This is a genomic window from Streptomyces sp. NPDC020747, assembly GCF_044334695.1.
Classification (GTDB): Bacteria; Actinomycetota; Actinomycetes; order Streptomycetales; family Streptomycetaceae; genus Streptomyces.
In genome coordinates this window covers 128788-148138 of the sequence record NZ_JBIRTJ010000021.1, presented here as the reverse complement: position 1 = coordinate 148138, position 19351 = coordinate 128788, and the positions used below count along the sequence as shown (strand labels likewise).

At 70.8% G+C, this 19351-nt stretch carries 16 protein-coding genes and 1 pseudogene; 5 read left to right on the top strand and 12 right to left on the bottom strand.

Annotation, left to right across the window (positions count from 1 at the left end; all coding sequences use genetic code 11):
* The first annotated feature begins 144 nt into the window (after positions 1-144).
* Together ACH4YP_RS41855 and ACH4YP_RS41850 are read left to right on the top strand one after the other, a co-directional pair.
* Positions 145-3261, top strand: a complete 3117-nt coding sequence (locus ACH4YP_RS41855) for an NACHT domain-containing protein (protein ID WP_361050025.1) — start codon at positions 145-147, stop codon at positions 3259-3261.
* A 131-nt stretch (positions 3262-3392) separates the two neighbouring features.
* The gene (locus tag ACH4YP_RS41850; RefSeq protein ID WP_398496405.1) at positions 3393-4043 is read left to right on the top strand and encodes an HAD family acid phosphatase; all 651 of its coding nucleotides are present in this window, start codon (positions 3393-3395) and stop codon (positions 4041-4043) included.
* A gap of 94 nt (positions 4044-4137) precedes the next feature.
* On the opposite strand, the gene ACH4YP_RS41845 is transcribed toward ACH4YP_RS41850, so the two are convergent.
* A complete protein-coding gene (locus ACH4YP_RS41845) occupies positions 4138-6666 on the bottom strand; it encodes an ATP-dependent Clp protease ATP-binding subunit (protein ID WP_307523552.1) in 2529 nt (842 codons plus the stop codon).
* 429 nt (positions 6667-7095) lie between these two features.
* Between ACH4YP_RS41845 and ACH4YP_RS41840 the strand changes: the two genes are divergently transcribed.
* The gene (locus ACH4YP_RS41840) at positions 7096-7821 is read left to right on the top strand and encodes an SCO3374 family protein (RefSeq protein WP_398496403.1); all 726 of its coding nucleotides are present in this window, start codon (positions 7096-7098) and stop codon (positions 7819-7821) included.
* 7 nt (positions 7822-7828) lie between these two features.
* Here ACH4YP_RS41840 and ACH4YP_RS41835 read toward each other — a convergent pair whose 3' ends face one another.
* The 10 genes and pseudogenes from ACH4YP_RS41835 to ACH4YP_RS41790 form a co-directional block, all read right to left on the bottom strand.
* Positions 7829-8164: an Lsr2 family protein gene (locus tag ACH4YP_RS41835; RefSeq protein ID WP_055618215.1), complete on the bottom strand. Its 336-nt coding sequence runs from the start codon at positions 8162-8164 to the stop codon at positions 7829-7831.
* 246 nt (positions 8165-8410) lie between these two features.
* Entirely contained in the window at positions 8411-8950 is a 540-nt protein-coding gene (locus ACH4YP_RS41830) for an amino-acid N-acetyltransferase (RefSeq protein ID WP_361050035.1), read from the bottom strand.
* Positions 8951-8959: 9 nt separating this feature from the next.
* Positions 8960-9415, bottom strand: a complete 456-nt coding sequence (locus ACH4YP_RS41825) for a BlaI/MecI/CopY family transcriptional regulator (RefSeq protein WP_398496441.1) — start codon at positions 9413-9415, stop codon at positions 8960-8962.
* Between the two features lie 181 nt (positions 9416-9596).
* Positions 9597-9776, bottom strand: a complete 180-nt coding sequence (locus tag ACH4YP_RS41820) for a hypothetical protein (protein ID WP_361050041.1) — start codon at positions 9774-9776, stop codon at positions 9597-9599.
* 71 nt (positions 9777-9847) lie between these two features.
* Positions 9848-10465 (bottom strand): hypothetical protein, encoded by a 618-nt coding sequence (locus tag ACH4YP_RS41815; RefSeq protein ID WP_361050327.1) that lies wholly within the window; start codon positions 10463-10465, stop codon positions 9848-9850.
* 251 nt (positions 10466-10716) lie between these two features.
* Entirely contained in the window at positions 10717-11514 is a 798-nt protein-coding gene (locus ACH4YP_RS41810; RefSeq protein ID WP_306939291.1) for a type III pantothenate kinase, read from the bottom strand.
* 80 nt (positions 11515-11594) lie between these two features.
* Positions 11595-12590 (bottom strand): annotated as a pseudogene (nadC, locus tag ACH4YP_RS41805) (carboxylating nicotinate-nucleotide diphosphorylase); the annotation flags it as partial.
* A 5-nt stretch (positions 12591-12595) separates the two neighbouring features.
* Entirely contained in the window at positions 12596-14326 is a 1731-nt protein-coding gene (locus ACH4YP_RS41800; protein ID WP_398496401.1) for an L-aspartate oxidase, read from the bottom strand.
* Entirely contained in the window at positions 14323-15327 is a 1005-nt protein-coding gene (panC, locus tag ACH4YP_RS41795; protein WP_398496399.1) for a pantoate--beta-alanine ligase, read from the bottom strand. The genes ACH4YP_RS41800 and panC overlap by 4 nt, the downstream gene beginning before the upstream one ends.
* Positions 15328-15358: 31 nt before the next feature.
* Entirely contained in the window at positions 15359-16387 is a 1029-nt protein-coding gene (locus tag ACH4YP_RS41790; protein WP_361050050.1) for a DUF2520 domain-containing protein, read from the bottom strand.
* Positions 16388-16534: 147 nt separating this feature from the next.
* Here ACH4YP_RS41790 and ACH4YP_RS41785 point away from each other — a divergent pair, with 147 nt between their 5' ends.
* Positions 16535-17803, top strand: coding sequence for a threonine aldolase family protein (locus ACH4YP_RS41785; protein ID WP_398496397.1), 1269 nt, complete (start codon positions 16535-16537; stop codon positions 17801-17803).
* 36 nt (positions 17804-17839) lie between these two features.
* Here ACH4YP_RS41785 and ACH4YP_RS41780 read toward each other — a convergent pair whose 3' ends face one another.
* Positions 17840-18070, bottom strand: a complete 231-nt coding sequence (locus ACH4YP_RS41780) for a hypothetical protein (protein ID WP_398496395.1) — start codon at positions 18068-18070, stop codon at positions 17840-17842.
* Positions 18071-18237: 167 nt separating this feature from the next.
* On the opposite strand from ACH4YP_RS41780, the gene ACH4YP_RS41775 reads away from it, so the two are divergent.
* Positions 18238-19344: a DUF5937 family protein gene (locus ACH4YP_RS41775; RefSeq protein ID WP_398496393.1), complete on the top strand. Its 1107-nt coding sequence runs from the start codon at positions 18238-18240 to the stop codon at positions 19342-19344.
* Positions 19345-19351: the final 7 nt, after the last annotated feature.

Sequence of the window (19351 nt, the reverse complement as noted above, 5' to 3'; positions counted from 1 at the left end):
CATCCCGCCGAACCGGACGCGACGGCCACCGGTTTTAGCGCCTCAAGATCCACTGACAGGGCCTTCCTCGGCCACTAGGCTGGCCGGGCCTCCAGCGGAGCGTCAGCGCCGGCCGACCACCCACCATGCCCTCGGGGGAGCGCCATGGAACCAGCGACCGTCGGAGTGCGGCTGGCGTCCAGCGTGGCCACGCCGCTGATCAGGAAGCTCTTCGCGCCGGAAGGGCCGGGCGCGGGGCTGGTCGACAAGCCCGTACGCATCTCGTCCCGCGTCTCCTTCAAGGGCGAGCGGCGCACACTGGGCGGGAAGGACGTCACCAGGCTCGCCGCCGAACTGGTCGGACGGGCCCTGAAGGACGCCGACGAACGCCCCGTCCCCGCCGACGAGGCACAACCCGTCGTCCACGCCCTGGCCGACACCCTCCGCGCCCTCGGCGACATCACCATGACCGACGCCCAGGCCGTGGCGCTCGGCCACTCGGGCCTCGCGCTCCATCTCCGCCGTGCGGCCGGGAGCCCCGACCGGGACCTCGAACTCGACGCGGCCCTCTTCTACGAGCGGCTGCTCGACACGGCCTGTCTGCACATCCTGCACTTCTTCACCCAGCGCTCGACGTTTGTCCCCCGAACACTCGTCGAGCAGACTCGTCGGCAGGCCGAACTCATCGCCAAGGTCGACGAGTTGATCGCCCGGACCCCGCGACCGGGCGACGGAGACGGGGCGTTCGAGCGGCGGTATCTGGCGTACGCGGCGACGAAGCACAGCCAGCTCACCATCTACGGCATCGATCTGGCCAACACCCCGGACCGCTGGCCCCTGGATGCCGCCTACCTCACCCTCCAGGCCCTGCGCCCCGCCACCAGCGACGAGGACGGCCGGTACATCGCCTCACCCGGCACCCCGCTGCCCGCCGACGAGGCGCTGGCCGAGCAGGATCTGGTGCTGCTGCGGGGCGTGGCCGGCTCGGGCAAGACGACGCTGGTGCAGTGGCTCGCGGTGACGGCGGCACGGGGCGAGCGAGGGGACCGCATCCCGTTCGTACTGCCGCTGCGGACGCTCGTACGCCGCCCCGACGGGCTGCCGGCGCCCGCCGGTTTCCTCGCCGCCGTCCGAGTCCCGTTCCACGACACCGCCCCGGACGCCTGGCCGGACCGGGTGCTCACGGCGGGCCGCGGGCTGCTGCTCGTCGACGGCATCGACGAGATCCCGGAGTCGGACCGCGAGCGCACCCGCCGCTGGCTGCGCGACCTGATCGACGCCTATCCGGGCAACCAGTGGCTGGTCACCTCCCGCCCCTCGGCCGTACGCGAGGACTGGCTCGCCGCGGACGGCTTCACCGAGCTGGCGCTCTCCCCGATGAGTCGCGAGGACGTCACCGCGTTCGTCGAGCGCTGGCACAGGGCGGCCCGGATCGGCGCCCCGGACACGGAACGCCTCACCGCGTACGAGACATCGCTCCTGGACGCCGTCCGCACCAAGCCCGACCTCGGCCGCCTCGCCACCAACCCCCTGATGTGCGGCCTCATCTGCGCCCTGCACCGCGACCGGCGCGGCTATCTCCCGCACGGGCGGCAGGAGTTGTACGACGCCGCCCTCTCCATGCTCCTCTCGCGGCGCGACCAGGAGCGGGACATGCTCCCCCACGACGACATCCGGCTCACGGAACTCCCGCAGCTCCAGCTGCTCCAGCGCCTGGCCTACTGGCTGATCCGCAACAACCAGGCGGAGATGGACCGCGAGCGCGCCGAGCGCATCATCGCCGACGCGCTGCCCTCCCTCCCCGCGGTGGCCAGCCAGGGCGACGCTCCCGCGATCCACCGGTATCTCCTGATCCGCAGCGGCCTGCTCCGCGAACCCGCGGTGGGGACCGTCGAGTTCGTCCACCGCACCTTCCAGGACTACCTCGGCGCGAAGGCGGCGGTGGAGGACGGCGACTTCGGGCTCCTCGTCCGCAACGCCGCCGACTCCCAGTGGTCCGACGTGATCCGGATGGCCGTCGCCCACGCCCGCCCGCGCGAACGGGCCGGGTTCCTCCGTGACCTGCTCGCCGCAGCCTCCGACGAGCGCACCGATCCGTCCGCGAGCACCCGTATCCGCCTCCTCGCCCTGGCCGGACTGGAACACGCCACGGAACTCGACCCGACGGTCCGGGCGGCCGTGGAGGAACAGGCGGCGACGCTCATTCCGCCGCGTACGCCGGAGGAGGCACGCCAACTCGCCTCGGCGGGCCCGCTCGTCCTGGAACTGCTGCCGGGCCCCGAGGGCCTGTCCGACGCGGAAGCGCTGGCCGTAGTGGTCACCGCGTCCCTCATCGGCGGGGACGCGGCCGTACCGGTACTGGCCCGCTTCCGCACCCACCCCGCCGTGCCGGTGCGCGCCCAGCTCAGCTGGACCTGGCACCGGTTCGACTCCGACCGGTACGCGGCCGACGTCATCGCCCACCTCCCCCAGGGCGAGCTCTATTTCGCAGCCCATTCGGCGGCCCAGTTGCGCACTCTGAGTTCATTCGGCGGCCGTCCCCACCTCCAGCTGGTCGGAGACATCGAGGCGGCGGAACTGCACGCCTGCCTCGGCCCGGACACCACTCGGCTGCTCGTCATCCGGGACAACAACAAGCTGCTCGACCTGAACGTCCTCGCACGCCTTCGCCGACTCCAGCGACTGGCCATCAGCCGCAGTCCGTACGTCGACGACCTCACTCCCCTGACCGAATTGCCGCTGAAGCACCTGTCGCTGGACTACATGCCGGGCCTGGAAAGGCCGGGTGTGCTGGCGCCGCTCTCGGCCTCGGCCACACTGCGCGAACTCGACACCGGAGTACCACTCCAGGGCGAATCCCTCGATGTCGCACTCCCGGACCTGCCGCTGACATCTCTGCGATTCACCAAGAATGCCCTCCGGTTCACCGGACTGCGCGGCTTGCGTCATATGCGCTCGGTGAAAACACTGGCCCTGGGCACCCTCTTCGAACCGCTCACTCCCGAGGACTACGAAGAGGTCGCCCTGCTCCCCGAACTTGAGGAATTGCACCTCAAGTGGGCCACCCTCCCGTGGGGCGAAGGCCCCCTCCTGCCGGGCATTAAGCGGCTCTGGTTCAACAAATTCACCGGAAACGAAGATCTCACGGCGGTATCGGCTCTGTTTCCGGGGCTGCAGTCGGTCACATTCGTGCTCGCCCCGGATACGACACAGGTCCCGGAACACACCCTCGCGCTCTTCCCGGGCATCCACACCGTGACAAGGACGCACACCGTCCTCTAGCCCAACCCCACCTGGGCACCCTACAGTTACCGGCCAGTAATCCCTTCGCCTCCCTGTGGCCTCAGACGCACATGAGCATGCACCACGACCCACGTCCGCAGCGCTCCGACGCGAGAGGAACCCCCCATCCCATGACAGGAAGAAGCTGGCAACGCCTCATAGGCGTGACCGCCGCCGCCACCGCCGCCACCGCGGCCCTGGCGATCCCTGCCACCGCCGCGGCCCCGGCCGCCGCTCCCGCAGCGGCCACCACCGTCGCGACCGCCGCCTCTGCCGCCGCCGCGGAGGACGTGGACTACGACACCTGGCAGCAGGACTGCCGGGCCGTCATGGCCGACGCGCTGCCCCACCTGAAGGAACGTATCGCCGACGCGTCCGCCGGCGAGAAGCAGGCCATCGTCCTCGACATCGACAACACCACGCTGGAGACCGACTTCGGCTTCAGCTACCCGTCACCGGCCAACGCGCCCGTACTCGACGTCGCCAAGTACGCCCAGGACCGCGGCGTCGCCCTGTTCTTCGTCACGGCCCGCCCGGACATCATCAAGTCGGTGACGGAGTACAACCTCAAGCACGTCGGCTACAAGGTCTCCGGCCTGTACGTACGCAACTTCATCGACCTGTTCCGGGACGTGGCCGAGTACAAGACGGCCCAGCGCACGGCCATCGAGGCCAAGGGCTACACGATCATCGCGAACATCGGCAACAGCGCCACCGACCTGTCGGGCGGGCACGCCGAGAAGACGTACAAGCTGCCGGACTACGACGGCCAGCTGTCGTAACCACGGCCGGGCACGAGGAACGGGCACGACGAAGGGGCCGGTGCCTTGACGGCACCGGCCCCTTCGGCCGTTCTTCAGACGGAACCCCTCGGGGTCACGCCTCCTTGCTCAGGTTGGGACCGGCACCGCCGGCCGCCTGCTCGATCGGCGGGACGTCCGGCAGCGCGGACTTCTCCTCGCCGCGGAAGGTGAAGGTCTTGGCCTCACCCTCGCCCTCCGTGTCGACGACCACGATGTGGCCGGGACGCAGCTCACCGAAGAGGATCTTCTCCGACAGCGAGTCCTCGACCTCGCGCTGGATCGTGCGCCGCAGCGGACGCGCGCCGAGCACCGGGTCGTAACCCTTCTTCGCCAGCAGCTCCTTCGCGGACTGGGAGAGCTCGATGCCCATGTCCCGGTCCTTGAGGCGCTCGTCGACCTTGCCGATCATCAGGTCGACGATCGTGAGGATGTCCTCCTGCGTCAGCTGCGGGAAGACGACCACGTCGTCGACGCGGTTGAGGAACTCGGGCCGGAAGTGCTGCTTCAGCTCGTCCGAGACCTTGTTCTTCATGCGCTCGTAGTTGGTCTTCTTGTCGCCCGAGGCCGCGAAGCCCAGGTTGAAGCCCTTGGAGATGTCCCGGGTGCCGAGGTTGGTCGTCATGATGATGACCGTGTTCTTGAAGTCCACGACCCGGCCCTGGGAGTCGGTCAGGCGACCGTCCTCCAGGATCTGCAGCAGCGAGTTGAAGATGTCCGGGTGGGCCTTCTCGACCTCGTCGAAGAGGACGACGGAGAACGGCTTGCGGCGGACCTTCTCGGTCAGCTGGCCGCCCTCCTCGTAGCCCACGTAACCGGGGGGCGAGCCGAAGAGACGCGAGACCGTGTGCTTCTCGCTGAACTCCGACATGTCGAGGGAGATCAGCGCGTCCTCGTCACCGAAGAGGAACTCGGCCAGAGCCTTGGAGAGTTCCGTCTTACCGACACCGGACGGGCCCGCGAAGATGAACGAACCACCGGGACGCTTCGGGTCCTTCAGACCGGCGCGCGTACGACGGATCGCCTTCGACAGTGCCTTGACGGCGTCGACCTGGCCGATGACCCGCTTGTGGAGCTCGTCCTCCATGCGCAGCAGACGCGAGGACTCCTCCTCGGTCAGCTTGAAGACCGGGATGCCGGTGGCGGTCGCGAGGACCTCGGCGATGAGCTCGCCGTCGACCTCGGCCACGACGTCCATGTCGCCGGCCTTCCACTCCTTCTCCCGCTTGGCCTTCGCGGCGAGGAGCTGCTTCTCCTTGTCACGGAGAGAGGCGGCCTTCTCGAAGTCCTGCGAGTCGATCGCGGACTCCTTGTCACGGCGGACGCCGGCGATCTTCTCGTCGAACTCGCGGAGGTCCGGCGGCGCGGTCATCCGGCGGATACGCATCCGGGAGCCGGCCTCGTCGATCAGGTCGATCGCCTTGTCCGGCAGGAAGCGGTCCGAGATGTACCGGTCGGCGAGCGTCGCCGCCTGCACCAGGGCCTCGTCCGTGATGGACACACGGTGGTGCGCCTCGTAGCGGTCGCGCAGACCCTTGAGGATCTCGATGGTGTGCGGCAGCGACGGCTCCGCGACCTGGATGGGCTGGAAGCGGCGCTCGAGCGCGGCGTCCTTCTCCAGGTGCTTGCGGTACTCGTCGAGCGTGGTGGCGCCGATGGTCTGGAGCTCGCCGCGCGCCAGCATGGGCTTCAGGATCGAAGCCGCGTCGATGGCGCCTTCCGCGGCACCCGCACCCACGAGCGTGTGCAGCTCGTCGATGAACAGGATGATGTCGCCGCGGGTGCGGATCTCCTTGAGGACCTTCTTCAGGCGCTCCTCGAAGTCACCGCGGTAGCGGGAGCCGGCGACCAGGGCGCCGAGGTCCAGGGTGTAGAGGTGCTTGTCCTTGAGGGTCTCGGGCACCTCGCCCTTGACGATGGCCTGCGCGAGACCTTCGACGACGGCGGTCTTGCCGACGCCGGGCTCACCGATCAGGACCGGGTTGTTCTTCGTACGCCGGGACAGCACCTGCATGACCCGCTCGATCTCCTTCTCGCGCCCGATGACCGGGTCGAGCTTGGACTCACGAGCGGCCTGGGTGAGGTTCCGGCCGAACTGGTCGAGGACCAGGGACGTCGAGGGGGTGCCCTCGGCGGGACCGCCACTGGCGCCGGCGGTCTCCTTGCCCTGGTAACCGGAGAGCAGCTGGATGACCTGCTGCCGCACCCGGTTGAGATCTGCGCCCAGCTTGACGAGGACCTGGGCGGCGACGCCCTCGCCCTCGCGGATCAGGCCGAGCAGGATGTGTTCCGTGCCGATGTAGTTGTGGCCCAGCTGAAGGGCCTCGCGGAGCGACAGCTCCAGGACCTTCTTGGCACGGGGGGTGAAGGGGATGTGCCCGGACGGGGCCTGCTGGCCCTGCCCGATGATCTCCTCCACCTGCTGGCGGACCGCCTCGAGCGAAATCCCGAGGCTCTCCAGGGCCTTAGCGGCGACACCCTCACCCTCGTGGATCAGGCCCAGGAGGATGTGCTCGGTGCCGATGTAGTTGTGGTTGAGCATCCGGGCTTCTTCCTGAGCCAGGACGACAACCCGCCGCGCGCGGTCGGTGAACCTCTCGAACATCGTTAATCGCTCCTCAGAGCGGTCAGGCAGTAAGGGGACGCTCCCCTCCCTGTCCTTCCGCAGCTTAGTCCCGCAAGCGGGGACCGCTCATTCCAACTGCCGACACCGTCCTTGGCCTCCTGACCCCGAACGCCGACATCTGCTCCAACCTGATGGTGCGAGACGATGTTCCCGCAGGCCAGGCAGATACCCCCACCATCTGTACGCCGATGGCGAACGTGAGATGCCCGAGCCTTGCGTGTCGCCCCTCCCACTAGGGATGTCTTACCCGTACGCACTGACAGTCCATGCCGAACGCACCGGTTCCCTCCGCTATGGGCGAACATCCTTGCGCCGCGGACCGCTTCGGAGCGCCCACTTTTCGGACACTCCGCGCACACGCGAAGCCACCCAGCGTAACTCGGACGCCGCTCTGACGGTTGGCCCTGCATGGTCCCCACGGTCCCTTCTCCCCGCCGGCCCCTCGACCCGAGCCACCTGAGCGACTCGGACCACCCGAGCCACACGAGTCGCACGGTCCGGCATTGGTACGAGAACGAACTGGGCTGGCCGACCGTGCCCGGCACTCCCGTGGACCTGCCGACGGGGCTGCGTTTCGACGTACTGGACGCACCGGTGGAGGCGGGGTACGCGGCGCTGCGGCATCTGGGGCCGGGCTCTCCGGTGGCCGTGCGGGCGGACCGGATGCGGATTCTGGTGGCGGCCGGAAGCGCGGACGAACTGCCCGGGCTGCTCGACTGGCTGGAGTGGGGGGCTCTCGCGCTGGATCTCAGGGCGATCGGCGAGGGCGGGCGCATCGAGGCGCCGCTGCCGCCCGGTACACGGGCGTCCGGCACAGGGGCGTCCGGCGCGCGGCCACCCGGCGCTCCGCGACTCGCAGGGACCCCCGTACATATCCCTGCGCGTACGTCACACAGGCCCGTGAACACCGCCGCGCCTGCGGATACCGCCGCGGACGGCTCGCAGGGGGCCGCCGTCTGGCTGCGGCCCCCTGAGCCTGGCCGCGAGGTGGAGCCGTCGCTGCCGACACTGTCGGCGCTCGGTGGGGGCGTTGGGGGCGCCCCCGATCTCGTACGACTCGTGGACACGATGGCGACGGAATGCCATCGCATCCGGCTGCGCCGTTCCTGTGCTCAGCCTTTGGCCTTGTCGTAGGCCTCTCTCAGCCGTTGGCCTTCTCGTAAGCCTCACGAATGGACGCCGGAACGCGACCGCGGTCATTGACCTCGTAGCCGTTCTCCTTCGCCCACGCGCGGATCTGCGCGGTGTCCTGGCTGCCACCGGAAGCGGCGCGCGCCTTTCCACGGCTCCCCGAGGCGCGGCCTCCGGTACGACGACCGCCCTTGACGTAGGGCTCAAGAAGTCCACGGAGCTTGTCCGCATTGGCAGTCGTGAGATCGATCTCGTACGTCTTGCCGTCCAACGCGAACGTCACGGTCTCGTCCGCCTCGCCACCGTCGAGGTCGTCGACAAGAAGGACCTGAACCTTCTGTGCCACCGGATTTCCTTTCATCGATATCTTCAGGGACGGGGTCCGCGGCGGCCGCCGCTGTTTCAGTCCCTGTTATATGCACTACTGCAGTACGTCGGAAAGCAAACCGCTTTTGCTGGAAAAACACAAACCCCTGGCGGAGACCGACGGACCCGGGAAGACCGGAAACGTGCGCGTTTCGGACATAGGGCCCGCGGGCAAGGGCCGCCGGGGTAGTGGCAGGGGTATGCCACGGGTATTACGGGTCGGCGATCACAGATGCAGAAGCATCCGGCTGTTGCCCAAGGTGTTCGGTTTCACTCGTTCGAGACCGAGGAACTCGGCCACGCCCTCGTCATAGGAACGCAACAGCTCGGCGTAGACATCGGTGTCAACAGGTGTCTCACCGATCTCCACGAAGCCGTGCTTCGCGAAGAAGTCGACTTCGAAGGTCAGGCAGAATACGCGGCGAACACCGAGCCAGCGGGCGGTCTCCAGCAACTTCCCCAGCAACTGATGTCCGACGCCGGCGCCCTTCATCGAGCCGTCCACGGCGAGAGTGCGGACTTCCGCGAGGTCTTCCCACATGACGTGCAGAGCGCCGCAGCCCACGACCTCCGAAGTTGAACCGGTGTCGCGTTCGGCGACCCAGAACTCCTGGATGTCCTCGTAAAGCGTCACCGTCGCTTTGTCGAGCAGGATGCCGCCGCGGACGTACGCGTCGAGGAGGCGGCGAACCGCCGGGACATCGCTGGTCCTGGCCCGGCGGACGGTGAGGGCATTAGTGGCGGCTTCGGGCTGCTCTGCTGGCATGAGCGGACGCTATCGCCCGGTCTCGCCCCCAGCGGCGGCGGGGTTCTCGACTGCAGGGTTCTCGGCCACCGGCTTCTCGGCCGTCGGGTTCTCCGCCGTCGGGTTCTCGGCCGTCGGGTTCTGTGGTGCGAGGGTTTCCTCCGGTCCTTGGACCATACGCACGGCATCGCGCAGTGCTTCGCGCTGTTCCGGGGACATCATGCCGAAGAAGGCGACGAGAGCGGCGGCCGGGTTGTCGCTCTGGGTCCAGGCTTCGTTCATCAGTGCCGCCGCGTAGGCGGCCCGGGTGGAGACCGCCTCATATCGATAGGCCCGGCCTTCGGCTTCGCGACGTACCCAGCCCTTCTGATGGAGATTGTCCAAAACGGTCATCACCGTCGTGTACGCGATGGACCGCTCCTGCTGAAGGTCTTCCAGGACTTCCCGAACGGTCACCGGGCGGTTCCACTTCCACACCCGCGTCATGACCGCGTCTTCGAGTTCTCCCAATGGGCGAGGCACAGCTCAGAACAATAGGGGGAGATGTCACCGATCACGTGGTGGACGTGGCTTTGGATGACAAACAGCAACAAAAAGGGCGTACGACTCGAAAAACTGATGAGTCGTACGCCACGGGCGTGGACGTCGTCAGGCGCCCGGGTGAAGCTCAGGCGCCGGTGTCGCGGGAGGCCTGGCGGGCGCTCTCGGCGCGGGCGAGGGCCGCGTCGACGACCGCGTCCTCCTTGGCCTTGTTGGCGCCGCCCTGGGTCTTCACGATCGTCACGATCAGACCGGTGAAGAACACGGCCATCACTACCGGGGGCACGAGCGCGGAGACGTATTCCATGCCGTCCAGAGTAGCCAGGGGCCGCGGGGCGGGTGAGGGGTGGGGGTGGCGTGGACCGCCCCCGGGTGCGGCTAGACCGCGGCGAGCTGCCGCGGCGCGTTCGTGGGCGGGGCGGCCGGTTTGCGCCTCGGGGGGAAGACCTCGCCGGGGGTGGGGATGGGACGGTCGCGGCGCGGGGACTGCGGTTTGGGCTGGGGGGCGGCCGGTTTCTCGGCGGGCTTTTCCGCCGGCTTCCTGCCCGGTTCCTCCGTGGCGGCGAGGCCACCCTGGAGGGCCGTCAGACGGGTGCGCGCCCGACCGCGGGAGGCCGGGACCGTACGGAGGGCGAGACGCAGGCGTACGTCCTGCTCCGCGAGGTCGTGGCAGCGGTCGAGGAGGGTGGCCGCGACGGGGTTGCCGCGCAGGGCTCGCAGCGCGGCGAGGTCGTCGGGGACCGGGCGGTAGCCGACCACGAGGGCCTCCTCAAGGAGCGTCAGGTAGCCGGCCGCCGTGCCGGGGAGCGCGGCGCGGTAGCGGGCGAGGTCGGCCAGCAGGAAGGCGCGCAGCCGGGCGCCCTCGTGGGCCGCCTCGTCGACTGCCTCCGCCAGGCGGAGGCAGTCCTGGACGTCCTCCGCCGAGGCGGGGCGGGGGTGGAGGGCGAGAGCGAGCGCACGTCGGAGCACACGCAGCTCCTCCGCACCGAACGCCATGCCGCCGCGGGATCCATAGGGCGTGGGCATGCTCGCGACGATACGCGCTAATCAGACAAAATCCGTAGATCGGGTGCCGGTGTGGCGTGGCTTCGCCTCGCCGTACCGACGGGGGTGGCTCCGCCGGTTCGGTTGTCGGCTGCGGGTGGGCGGGACCGGGGGACGCGCGTTGTCCGCGGGTCGTTCCGGGTTGCTCGCGCCCACGCGGCCGAGCCGCGAATCGGCACAGCCCCGCACCCCTGTCGGGGCGCCTACGTGCGGGACACGTTTCGTTCGTAGACCAGGCGGAGGCCGATCAGGGTCAGCCACGGTTCGTGTTCGTCGATGACCGAGGCCTCGCCCAGGACCATGGGGGCCAGGCCGCCGGTCGCGATGACCGTGACGTCATCGGGGTCGTCGGCGAGTTCTCGGGCCATGCGGTTGACGACTCCGTCGACCTGGCCCGCGAAGCCGTAGATGATGCCCGACTGCATGGCCTCGACGGTGTTCTTGCCGATGACGGTGCGGGGGCGGGCGATCTCGATCTTGCGGAGCTGGGCGCCGCGGACGCCGAGTGCCTCGACCGAGATCTCGATGCCGGGGGCGATGACGCCGCCGGCGTACTCCCCGCGCGCGGAGACCGCGTCGAACGTCGTCGCCGTGCCGAAGTCGACGACGATGGCCGGTCCGCCGTAGAGCTCGACGGCCGCGACCGCGTTGATGATGCGGTCGGCGCCGACCTCCTTGGGGTTGTCCATCAGGATCGGGACGCCCGTCTTGATGCCCGGCTCGACGAGGACGGCGGGTACGTCGCCGTAGTAGCGGCGGGTCACCTCGCGCAGCTCGTGCAGGACCGAGGGGACGGTCGAGCAGATCGCGATGCCGTCGATGCCGTCGCCCAGCTCGTCGCCGAGGAGCGGGTGCATGCCCATCAGGCCCTGGAGCAGTACGGCCAGCTCGTCCGCGGTGCGGCGCGCGTCCGTGGAGATGCGCCAGTGCTCGACGATGTCCTCGCCGTCGAAGAGGCCGAGGACGGTGTGCGTGTTGCCTACGTCGATCGTGAGCAGCATGCCTACTCAGCCTCGCTCGTCGTCGACGCGCCGGAGGCCTCGGACGTCTCGGGGACTTCGGACGTCCCGGAGGGCTCGGTGGCCTCGCGCAGGTCGAGGCCGATGTCGAGGATGGGCGAGGAGTGTGTGAGGGCGCCCACCGCGAGGAAGTCGACGCCTGTCTTCGCGTACGTCGGGGCGGTGTCCAGGGTGAGGCGGCCCGAGGCCTCCAGGAGTGCGCGGCCGTCGACGATGGCGACGGCCTCCTCGCACTCGCCGGGTGTGAAGTTGTCCAGGAGGATCAGGTCGGCGCCCGCGTCCACGACCTCGCGGAGCTGGTCCAGGGTGTCGACCTCGACCTCGATCGGCACGTCCGGGAAGGTCTCCCGTACGGCTTTGAAGGCCTGGGCGACGCCGCCGGCGGCGACCACGTGGTTGTCCTTGACGAGGGCCGCGTCCGAGAGGGACATGCGGTGGTTGACGCCGCCGCCCGTGCGGACCGCGAACTTCTCCAGGGAGCGCAGTCCCGGCGTCGTCTTGCGGGTGTCGCGCACGCGCGTGCCGGTGCCCTCCAGAACGTCCGCCCACGCGCGCGTGGCCGTCGCGATGCCGGAGAGACGGCACAGGAGGTTCAGGGCGCTGCGCTCGGCCGTCAGCAGGTCGCGGGTGCGGGTCGTGACGCTCAGGAGCTTCTGGCCCGCTTGGACACGGTCGCCGTCGTCGACGTGCCGCTCGACCTCGAACTCGTCCGTGCAGACCACGGAGACGACCGCCTCGGCGACCCTGAGGCCCGCGACGACACCTGCCTCGCGGGCGGTGAAGTCGGCGGTGGAGACGGCCTCTTCGGGAATGGTCGCGACCGTGGTCACGTCCACGCCGTGGTCGAGGTCCTCCTCGATGGCCAGATGGGCGATGTCCTCGATCTCGACGGGGTCGAGCCCGGCATCGGTCAGGAGCTGTGCGAGGGCCGGGTCGAGCCCGCACTCGGCGTACGCCGCGAATTCGGGGGAGTCTGCGTCGTACTCCCCTGCGGCGCCGCAGCCGCAGCCGTCACCGCAGCCACCGCCGGTGAGGAGGGGAAGGTCGGGGGTGCTCACTTCTGTCACTGCTCCTGGGGACGGGACTGCTGTGTCGGGGGGAAGTCTGGGGTGTCGGTGGTGTGTACGGCGAGTGTCCGGTCGGGATTCAGCCGTACGACGATGTGGCGGCGCCAGTTCGTGTCGTCCCGTTCACCTTTGTCCTCGCGCCAGTGGCAGCCGCGGGTCTCCTCGCGCAGCCGGGCGGCGGAGACGAGGACGCGGGCCACGCACAGGAGGTTGGTGGCCTCCCAGGTGTCGACGCCGGGCTCGGCCGTCTTGCCGTTCACGTCGAGGGCGTCGCGGGCGTCGGTGTGCAGCCGCTGGATGCGCTCGGCCGCGGTCTCCAGGGAGGCGGCCGAGCGCAGGACTCCGGCGCCGTCGGTCATGATCCGCTGGATCGCGAAGCGTGCCTCGGGGGCGAGCAGTGGGTGGGCGGGCTTCTCCGGGTGGGCGACCGGCGCGGGCACGCGCGCGTGGAGGCTGTTCTCCTCGTGGCCGCCCACGATGTCGGCGGCGATGCGCTCGGCGTAGACCAGGCCCTCCAGGAGGGAGTTGGAGGCGAGCCGGTTGGCGCCGTGGACGCCGGTGCAGGCGACCTCGCCGCACGCGTACAGGCCCGGGACGGTCGTACGGCCCCGGGAGTCCGTGCGGACGCCTCCGGAGGCGTAGTGGGCGGCCGGGGCGACCGGGACGGGCTGGGTCACCGGGTCGATGCCGTGGGCGCGGCAGGCGGCGAGGATCGTCGGGAAGCGGTGCTCCCACATGTGGGCGCCGAAGTGCCGGGCGTCCAGGTACATGTGCTCGGCGTCCTGCTCCTGCATGCGCCGCGTGATGCCCTTGGCGACGATGTCGCGGGGGGCGAGCTCGGCCAGTTCGTGCTGGCCGGCCATGAAGCGCACGCCGCCCGCGTCGACCAGGTGGGCGCCCTCGCCGCGGACCGCCTCGGAGACCAGCGGCTGCTGGCCCTCGGCGTCCGCGCCGAGGAACAGCACGGTCGGGTGGAACTGCACGAATTCGAGGTCGCTGACCTCGGCTCCGGCGCGCAGCGCGAGCGCCACGCCGTCGCCGGTGGAGACGGAGGGGTTGGTGGTCGCCGAGAAGACCTGGCCCATGCCGCCGGTGGCGAGGACCACGGCGGGGGCGTGGACGGCTCCCACGCCGTCGTGCTGGCCCTCTCCCATGACGTGCAGGGTCACACCCGCGGTGCGTCCGTCGGCGTCCGTGAGGAGGTCCAGGACGAGCGCGTTCTCGACCGTACGCAGGCCACGCGCGCGTACCGCCTCGACGAGGGCCCGGGAGATCTCGGCGCCGGTGGCGTCGCCGCCCGCGTGGGCGATGCGGCGGCGGTGGTGGCCGCCCTCACGGGCCAGCGCCAGGCCGCCCTCTTCGGACTCGTCGAAGTGGGCGCCGGTCTCGATGAGCCGGCGTACGGCGTCGGGGCCCTCGGTGACGAGGATGCGGACGGCGTTCTCGTCGCACATGCCCGCGCCCGCCACCAGCGTGTCGTCGAGGTGCTGCTCGGGGGTGTCGCCCTCGCCGAGGGCCGCGGCTATGCCGCCCTGGGCCCAGCGGGTGGAGCCGTCGTCGAGGCGTGCCTTGGTGACGACGACGGTGCGCAGGCCGGCGGCGTCGCAGCGCAGGGCCGCGGTGAGTCCGGCGACTCCGGAGCCGACGACCACGACGTCGGCGGTGACGGCCCAGCCGGGTGCGGGCGCGTGCAGACGTATGCCTGTGCTGGTGCCTGTGCTGGTCACGAGGCGGCTCCGAAGGTCAGAGGAATGTTGTCGATCAGCCGGGTCGTCCCGACCCGGGCGGCGACGGCGAGGACCGCCTCGCCGGTGTGGTCGTCCGGGATCTCGGTGAAGTCGGACGGATCGACCAGCGCGAGGTAGTCCAGCGCGAGCGGCGGCTTGAGGCGGGCCGCGTCGTCGAGGACCAGGCGGGCGGCGGCGCGGACCGCGGCGGGGCCGCCGGGGGCCGCCTTGGCGACGGCGTGCGTGTCGGCCGCGGCGCGGGACTCGCCGATGGCGCTGAGGGCCGCGGCACGCGCGTGCGTGGCGGGCACCTCACGGGCACGCGCGCGCAGGGCCTCCTGCGCGGCGTGCCGGTCGCCGCCCGCGAACAGGGCCTGGGACAGGGCGAGCGCGGTACGGCGCTCGGTGGCCGACAGATAGCGGTTGCGGCTGGACAGGGCCAGGCCGTCCGCCTCGCGCACCGTCGGGACGCCGACGATCTCCATGCCGAAGTTCAGGTCGCGCACCATGCGGCGGATCAGGGCGAGCTGCTGGGCGTCCTTCTGCCCGTACAGCGCCACGTCGGGGCGGGTGAGGTGCAGCAGCTTGGCGACGACGGTGAGCATGCCGTCGAAGTGCCCGGGTCGCGTCGAGCCCTCCAGGCGTTCGCCCATGGGGCCCGCGCTGATGCGGACCTGGGGTTCGCCGCCCGGGTAGACCTCGTCCACGGCAGGGGCGAACACGACGTCCGCGCCCGCCTGTTCGGCGATCTTGACGTCGGCGTCCAGGGTGCGCGGGTAGCGGTCGAGGTCCTCGCCCGCGCCGAACTGGAGGGGGTTCACGAAGACGGTGACGACGACCTCGCCGTCGCCCGCGAGACCGTCGCCCGCGATCTCACGGGCGGTGCGGATCAGCGTCGCGTGCCCCTCGTGCAGGGCGCCCATGGTCATCACGACGGCACGGCGGCCGGTGCGCACGCGCGCGTGGAGCTCGTCGGCGGTGCGCAGCACGGTGGTGGTCATCGGGTGGCTCCGTTCTCGGCACCTGCGCGCGTCATCGGGCGTCTCCTTCGGGTCCGTCCGGTCCGTCTGATCCGTCTGATCCGTCTGATCCGTCGAGTCCGTCGAGTCCGTCGGCTGCGTTCGTTCGGCCCGGGCCGGCGGTTCCAGCTGTCCCGGCCGTCCCGTTGGCGAGTACCCCGAGGAGGTCCTCGGCGAGTTCCGGCTTGAGCAGGCCGTGGGCGAGGGCCCGGTCGGCGGTCGCGCGGGCCATCGCCAGATAGCCGGCGACGGTCTGGGGGGCGTGCTTGCGCAACTCGGCGACGTGCACCGCCACCGTGCCCGCGTCACCGCGCGCCACCGGTCCCGTGAGGGCCGCGTCGCCCGACCTCAGCGCGTTGTCCAGGGCCGCGCCCAGCAGCGGGCCCAGCATCCGGTTCGGGGCCTCGACGCCCGCCGCGCGCAGCAGCTCCATGGACTCGGCGACCAGTGTCACCAGGTGGTTGGCACCGAGCGCGAGGGCCGCGTGGTAGAGCGGCCGGGAGGCCTCGGCGATCCACTCGGGCTCGCCGCCCATCTCGATGACCAGGGCCTCGGCGGCCAGCCGCAGCTCCTCGGGCGCGGTGACCCCGAAGGAGCACCCGGCGAGACGCTGCACGTCCACCGGGGTGCCGGTGAACGTCATCGCGGGGTGCAGCGCGAGCGGCAGCGCACCGGCGCGCAGCATGGGGTCCAGGACCCTCGTGCCGTACCGCCCGGAGGTGTGCACGATGAGCTGTCCCGGCCGTACGGCACCGGTCTCGGCGAGGCCCTCCGCCAGTCCCGGCAGGGCGTCGTCCGGGACGGTCAGGAGCACCAGGTCGGCCCGCTCCAGGACCTGCTCGGGGGTCACCAGCGGCACGTCGGGCAGCAGCTGCGCCGCTCGTCGCCTGGAGGCGTCGGAGACGCCGGAGGCGGCCACCGGGCGGTGTCCGGCGAGCTGCAGCGACGCGGCGAGGGCGGGGCCCACGCGTCCGGCGCCGACCACACCGACGGTGAGCCGCGCGGGGCGGTCCTTGGGGTCTGGCTGGGGGAATGTACTCACTCGACGGCGGCCTTCCGTTCCAGTCCGCTCGGGGTACCGGACGATTTCTCGTCATGTTAACGCGATTGGTCCGAGGGTCGTTTTGTTGTCCACAGGCTGTGGGGAATTCACATGCCCTGCCGCCGTGGTGTCCTGCATGATCCGGGCATGGGCGATAGGGCGGGGCAAGCGGTGGAGCGGACAGCGGAACAGGCGGAACAGGTGGCCGGGCGGGCGGCGGAACAGGCGGTGGACGGTTCGGCGGGGCGGCCCGCCGAAGAGACGGCCGAAGAGACGGCCGAAGAGACGGCAGAGCAGCGGCGCGAGCGGCGCCGGGTCGCCTGGCGAGGGGCGCGGCGGGTGCTGTGGCGGCCCGGTTTCCGCGCCACGGTCGGTGAGCTGCTGGCCCGGCTGACGGACGCGGCACCGGACGTGTACGACCTGGACAAGCCGGTGGACATGTACGGCGACGGGATCGTCGAGACCCTGGAGGAGCGGGTCGCGGCTCTGCTCGGCAAGGAGGCCGCCGCCTTCTTCCCCTCGGGCACCATGGCCCAGCAGGTCGCGCTGCGCTGCTGGGCGGGCCGTACGGGCAGTACGACGGTGGCGATGCATCCCCTCTCCCACCCGGAGGTCCACGAACGGCACTCCCTCAGCACGGTCAGCAATCTGCGGACCGTCCATCCGACACGCGAGCCGCGGATGCCCTCCGCCGAGGAGGTGCGCGACCTGGAGGAGCCCTTCGGGACGCTGTTCCTCGAACTGCCCCTCAGGGAGGCCGGTTTCGTCCTGCCCTCCTGGGAGGAACTGGTCGCCGTCACGGACGCGGCGCGCGAACGCGACGCCGTGGTGCACATCGACGGGGCCCGCCTGTGGGAGTGCACCACCCGTCTCGGCCACTCCCTGGCCGAGATCGCGGACCTCGCGGACAGCGTCTACGTCTCGTTCTACAAGTCGCTCGACGGATTCGGCGGTGCCGCCCTCGCGGGCCCGAAGACGCTCGTCGACGAGGCGAAGGCCTGGCGCCACCGCTACGGCGGGCAGATCCTCCAGCAGTTCCCCACCGCCCTGTCCGCGCTGATCGGACTGGAGAAGGAGCTGCCCCGGCTCCCGGAGTACGTGGCCCACGCGCGCGTGGTCGCCGCGGCACTGCGCGAGGGGTTCGCCGGGGCGGGGGTGCCCTGGGCCCGGGTCCACCCCGAGGAGCCGCACACGCACCAGTTCCAGGTCTGGCTGCCGTACGACGCCGATGTCCTCACCGACGCGGGGACGCTGCAGGCCGAGGAGACGAAGACCGGCCTGTTCCCGCAGGTCTGGCAGCGGGGTGGACCCGGTCTGGCGTTCACCGAGGTCACGGTGGCCGCGTCGGGGCTGGAGTGGACCGCGGAGGACGTCCGCGCGGCGGTCGCCGACTTCGTGGCACGGCTGCCGCGTTGAGGGGCCGGGCCGTCCGGTGCCCGAGGAGTCGGCCCCTCAGTGTGCGTCAGTGCGCCTCGGTGCCCCTCGGTGCTGCCCGAGCAGCCGGGTCAGCATCGCCCGTATGCGGCCCCGGGCCTGACGTCGGGTCAGGCCCGCGCGGAAACGGCGGTGGTCGGCCAGTTCGCGCATGACCTGCCAGTCGTGGGTGCCGGGGGCCGGCGGGGTCGGGTCGCCGTGCTGCCGGGCGCGGTAGGTGTCGATGAGGTACTGCTGGGTGATGCTCATGGCGGATCGCCTCTTCGGGACTGGGTACGGACGTGAACTCCGTGGGCCCCGCGGTTGCCCCGGTCTGTGATCCCAGCTTGCGCACGCCCCGGCCGGGGCGTCGCGTCGATTGACCGGCGTCGTCAATCGACGGCCGCGTTGTCAGTGGCGGGGTGCACCATGAGGTCATGAGCGTGACCATCGACATTTCCGGGCTCCGTAGGGAGCGGGTGGCCGTCGTGCCCTCGCCCCTCGCCGAGCTCTGCATGGCGCTGCACGCGCTGGCCGAGCCGGGGCACCACCCCGGGCTGCAGGGCTGGGCGACCGGAGTGACCGCGCGGCTCGACCCGCATCTGGCGGACCGGATGTGCGAGGCCGACTTCCTGTGGCGTACGACCTTCTCGGACCTGTTCCTGCCGTATGCGGGGGTGGGCGGCGGCACCGCGCTCCCCGGCGCCACCCTCGCCGAGGACCTGGACCTGCTCGACAAACTGACGGACGACCAGTTCGTGGACGCGGCCCTCGAATTCACCTGCGCGCTGCCCTACGACGCGCAGGGCGCGGGCGCGCTCACCGATGCCGGGGCCCGTCGGCGCGCGCTGGAGCTGGCCGCCGCGCGCGGACCCCGGCCGGCGGAGTTCACCGCGCGGCTGCTGGAGGACCCGCCCAGGATCCGCGCCTGGCTGCGCCAGTTCCTGGAGGACTGCGACGAGGCCTTCTTCGCGGAGACCTGGTCCCGGCTGCGCCACCAGCTCGCCGCGGACGCCCGCCGCAAGACGGACCTGCTCAGACGCAGGGGCCTGGCCGAGGCGCTGGCCTCGGTGTCGCCCGCGGTGACACTCGACGAGGCGGCCGGCCGCGTCACCGTCGACAAGCTGGGCAGCGGCCACACCACGGTCCGGGACAGCAGCCTGCTGCTGGTGCCGACAAGCCTCGGCTGGCCCCACCTCATGGTGCTGCACCGGTACGGCTGGCAGCCGGTGCTGCACTACCCGGTCGGCTCCCCCGAGCCGGCGGCCCCGCCGTCCGTCGAGCAGCTGACGCTGCGGATGACGGCCCTGTCCCACCCGGTGCGGATGCGCCTGTGCCGCAGCCTGGCCCGCAGCGCCTTCACCACGAGCGAGCTGGCCCAGACGCACGGCATGACGGCGCCCGAGATATCCCGGCACCTGAGTGTCCTGAAGAAGGCGGGCCTGCTCACCACCCGCCGCCGCGGACGGTACGTCCTGCACCAGCTGGACGTCACGATGGTGGCCCGCCTGGGCAGCGACTTCCTGGAGGGCATCCTGCGCTGAGCGCCAC

Coding starts and splice junctions, on each gene's coding strand:
- ACH4YP_RS41855 (WP_361050025.1), top strand. CDS start 145: ATGGAACCAGCGACCGTCGGAGTGCGGCTGGCGTCCAGCGTGGCCACG.
- ACH4YP_RS41850 (WP_398496405.1), top strand. CDS start 3,393: ATGACAGGAAGAAGCTGGCAACGCCTCATAGGCGTGACCGCCGCCGCC.
- ACH4YP_RS41845 (WP_307523552.1), bottom strand. CDS start 6,666: ATGTTCGAGAGGTTCACCGACCGCGCGCGGCGGGTTGTCGTCCTGGCT.
- ACH4YP_RS41840 (WP_398496403.1), top strand. CDS start 7,096: ATGGTCCCCACGGTCCCTTCTCCCCGCCGGCCCCTCGACCCGAGCCAC.
- ACH4YP_RS41830 (WP_361050035.1), bottom strand. CDS start 8,950: ATGCCAGCAGAGCAGCCCGAAGCCGCCACTAATGCCCTCACCGTCCGC.
- ACH4YP_RS41825 (WP_398496441.1), bottom strand. CDS start 9,415: ATGACGCGGGTGTGGAAGTGGAACCGCCCGGTGACCGTTCGGGAAGTC.
- ACH4YP_RS41820 (WP_361050041.1), bottom strand. CDS start 9,776: ATGGAATACGTCTCCGCGCTCGTGCCCCCGGTAGTGATGGCCGTGTTC.
- ACH4YP_RS41815 (WP_361050327.1), bottom strand. CDS start 10,465: ATGGCGTTCGGTGCGGAGGAGCTGCGTGTGCTCCGACGTGCGCTCGCT.
- ACH4YP_RS41810 (WP_306939291.1), bottom strand. CDS start 11,514: ATGCTGCTCACGATCGACGTAGGCAACACGCACACCGTCCTCGGCCTC.
- panC (WP_398496399.1), bottom strand. CDS start 15,327: ATGACCACCACCGTGCTGCGCACCGCCGACGAGCTCCACGCGCGCGTG.
- ACH4YP_RS41785 (WP_398496397.1), top strand. CDS start 16,535: ATGGGCGATAGGGCGGGGCAAGCGGTGGAGCGGACAGCGGAACAGGCG.
- ACH4YP_RS41780 (WP_398496395.1), bottom strand. CDS start 18,070: ATGAGCATCACCCAGCAGTACCTCATCGACACCTACCGCGCCCGGCAG.
- ACH4YP_RS41775 (WP_398496393.1), top strand. CDS start 18,238: ATGAGCGTGACCATCGACATTTCCGGGCTCCGTAGGGAGCGGGTGGCC.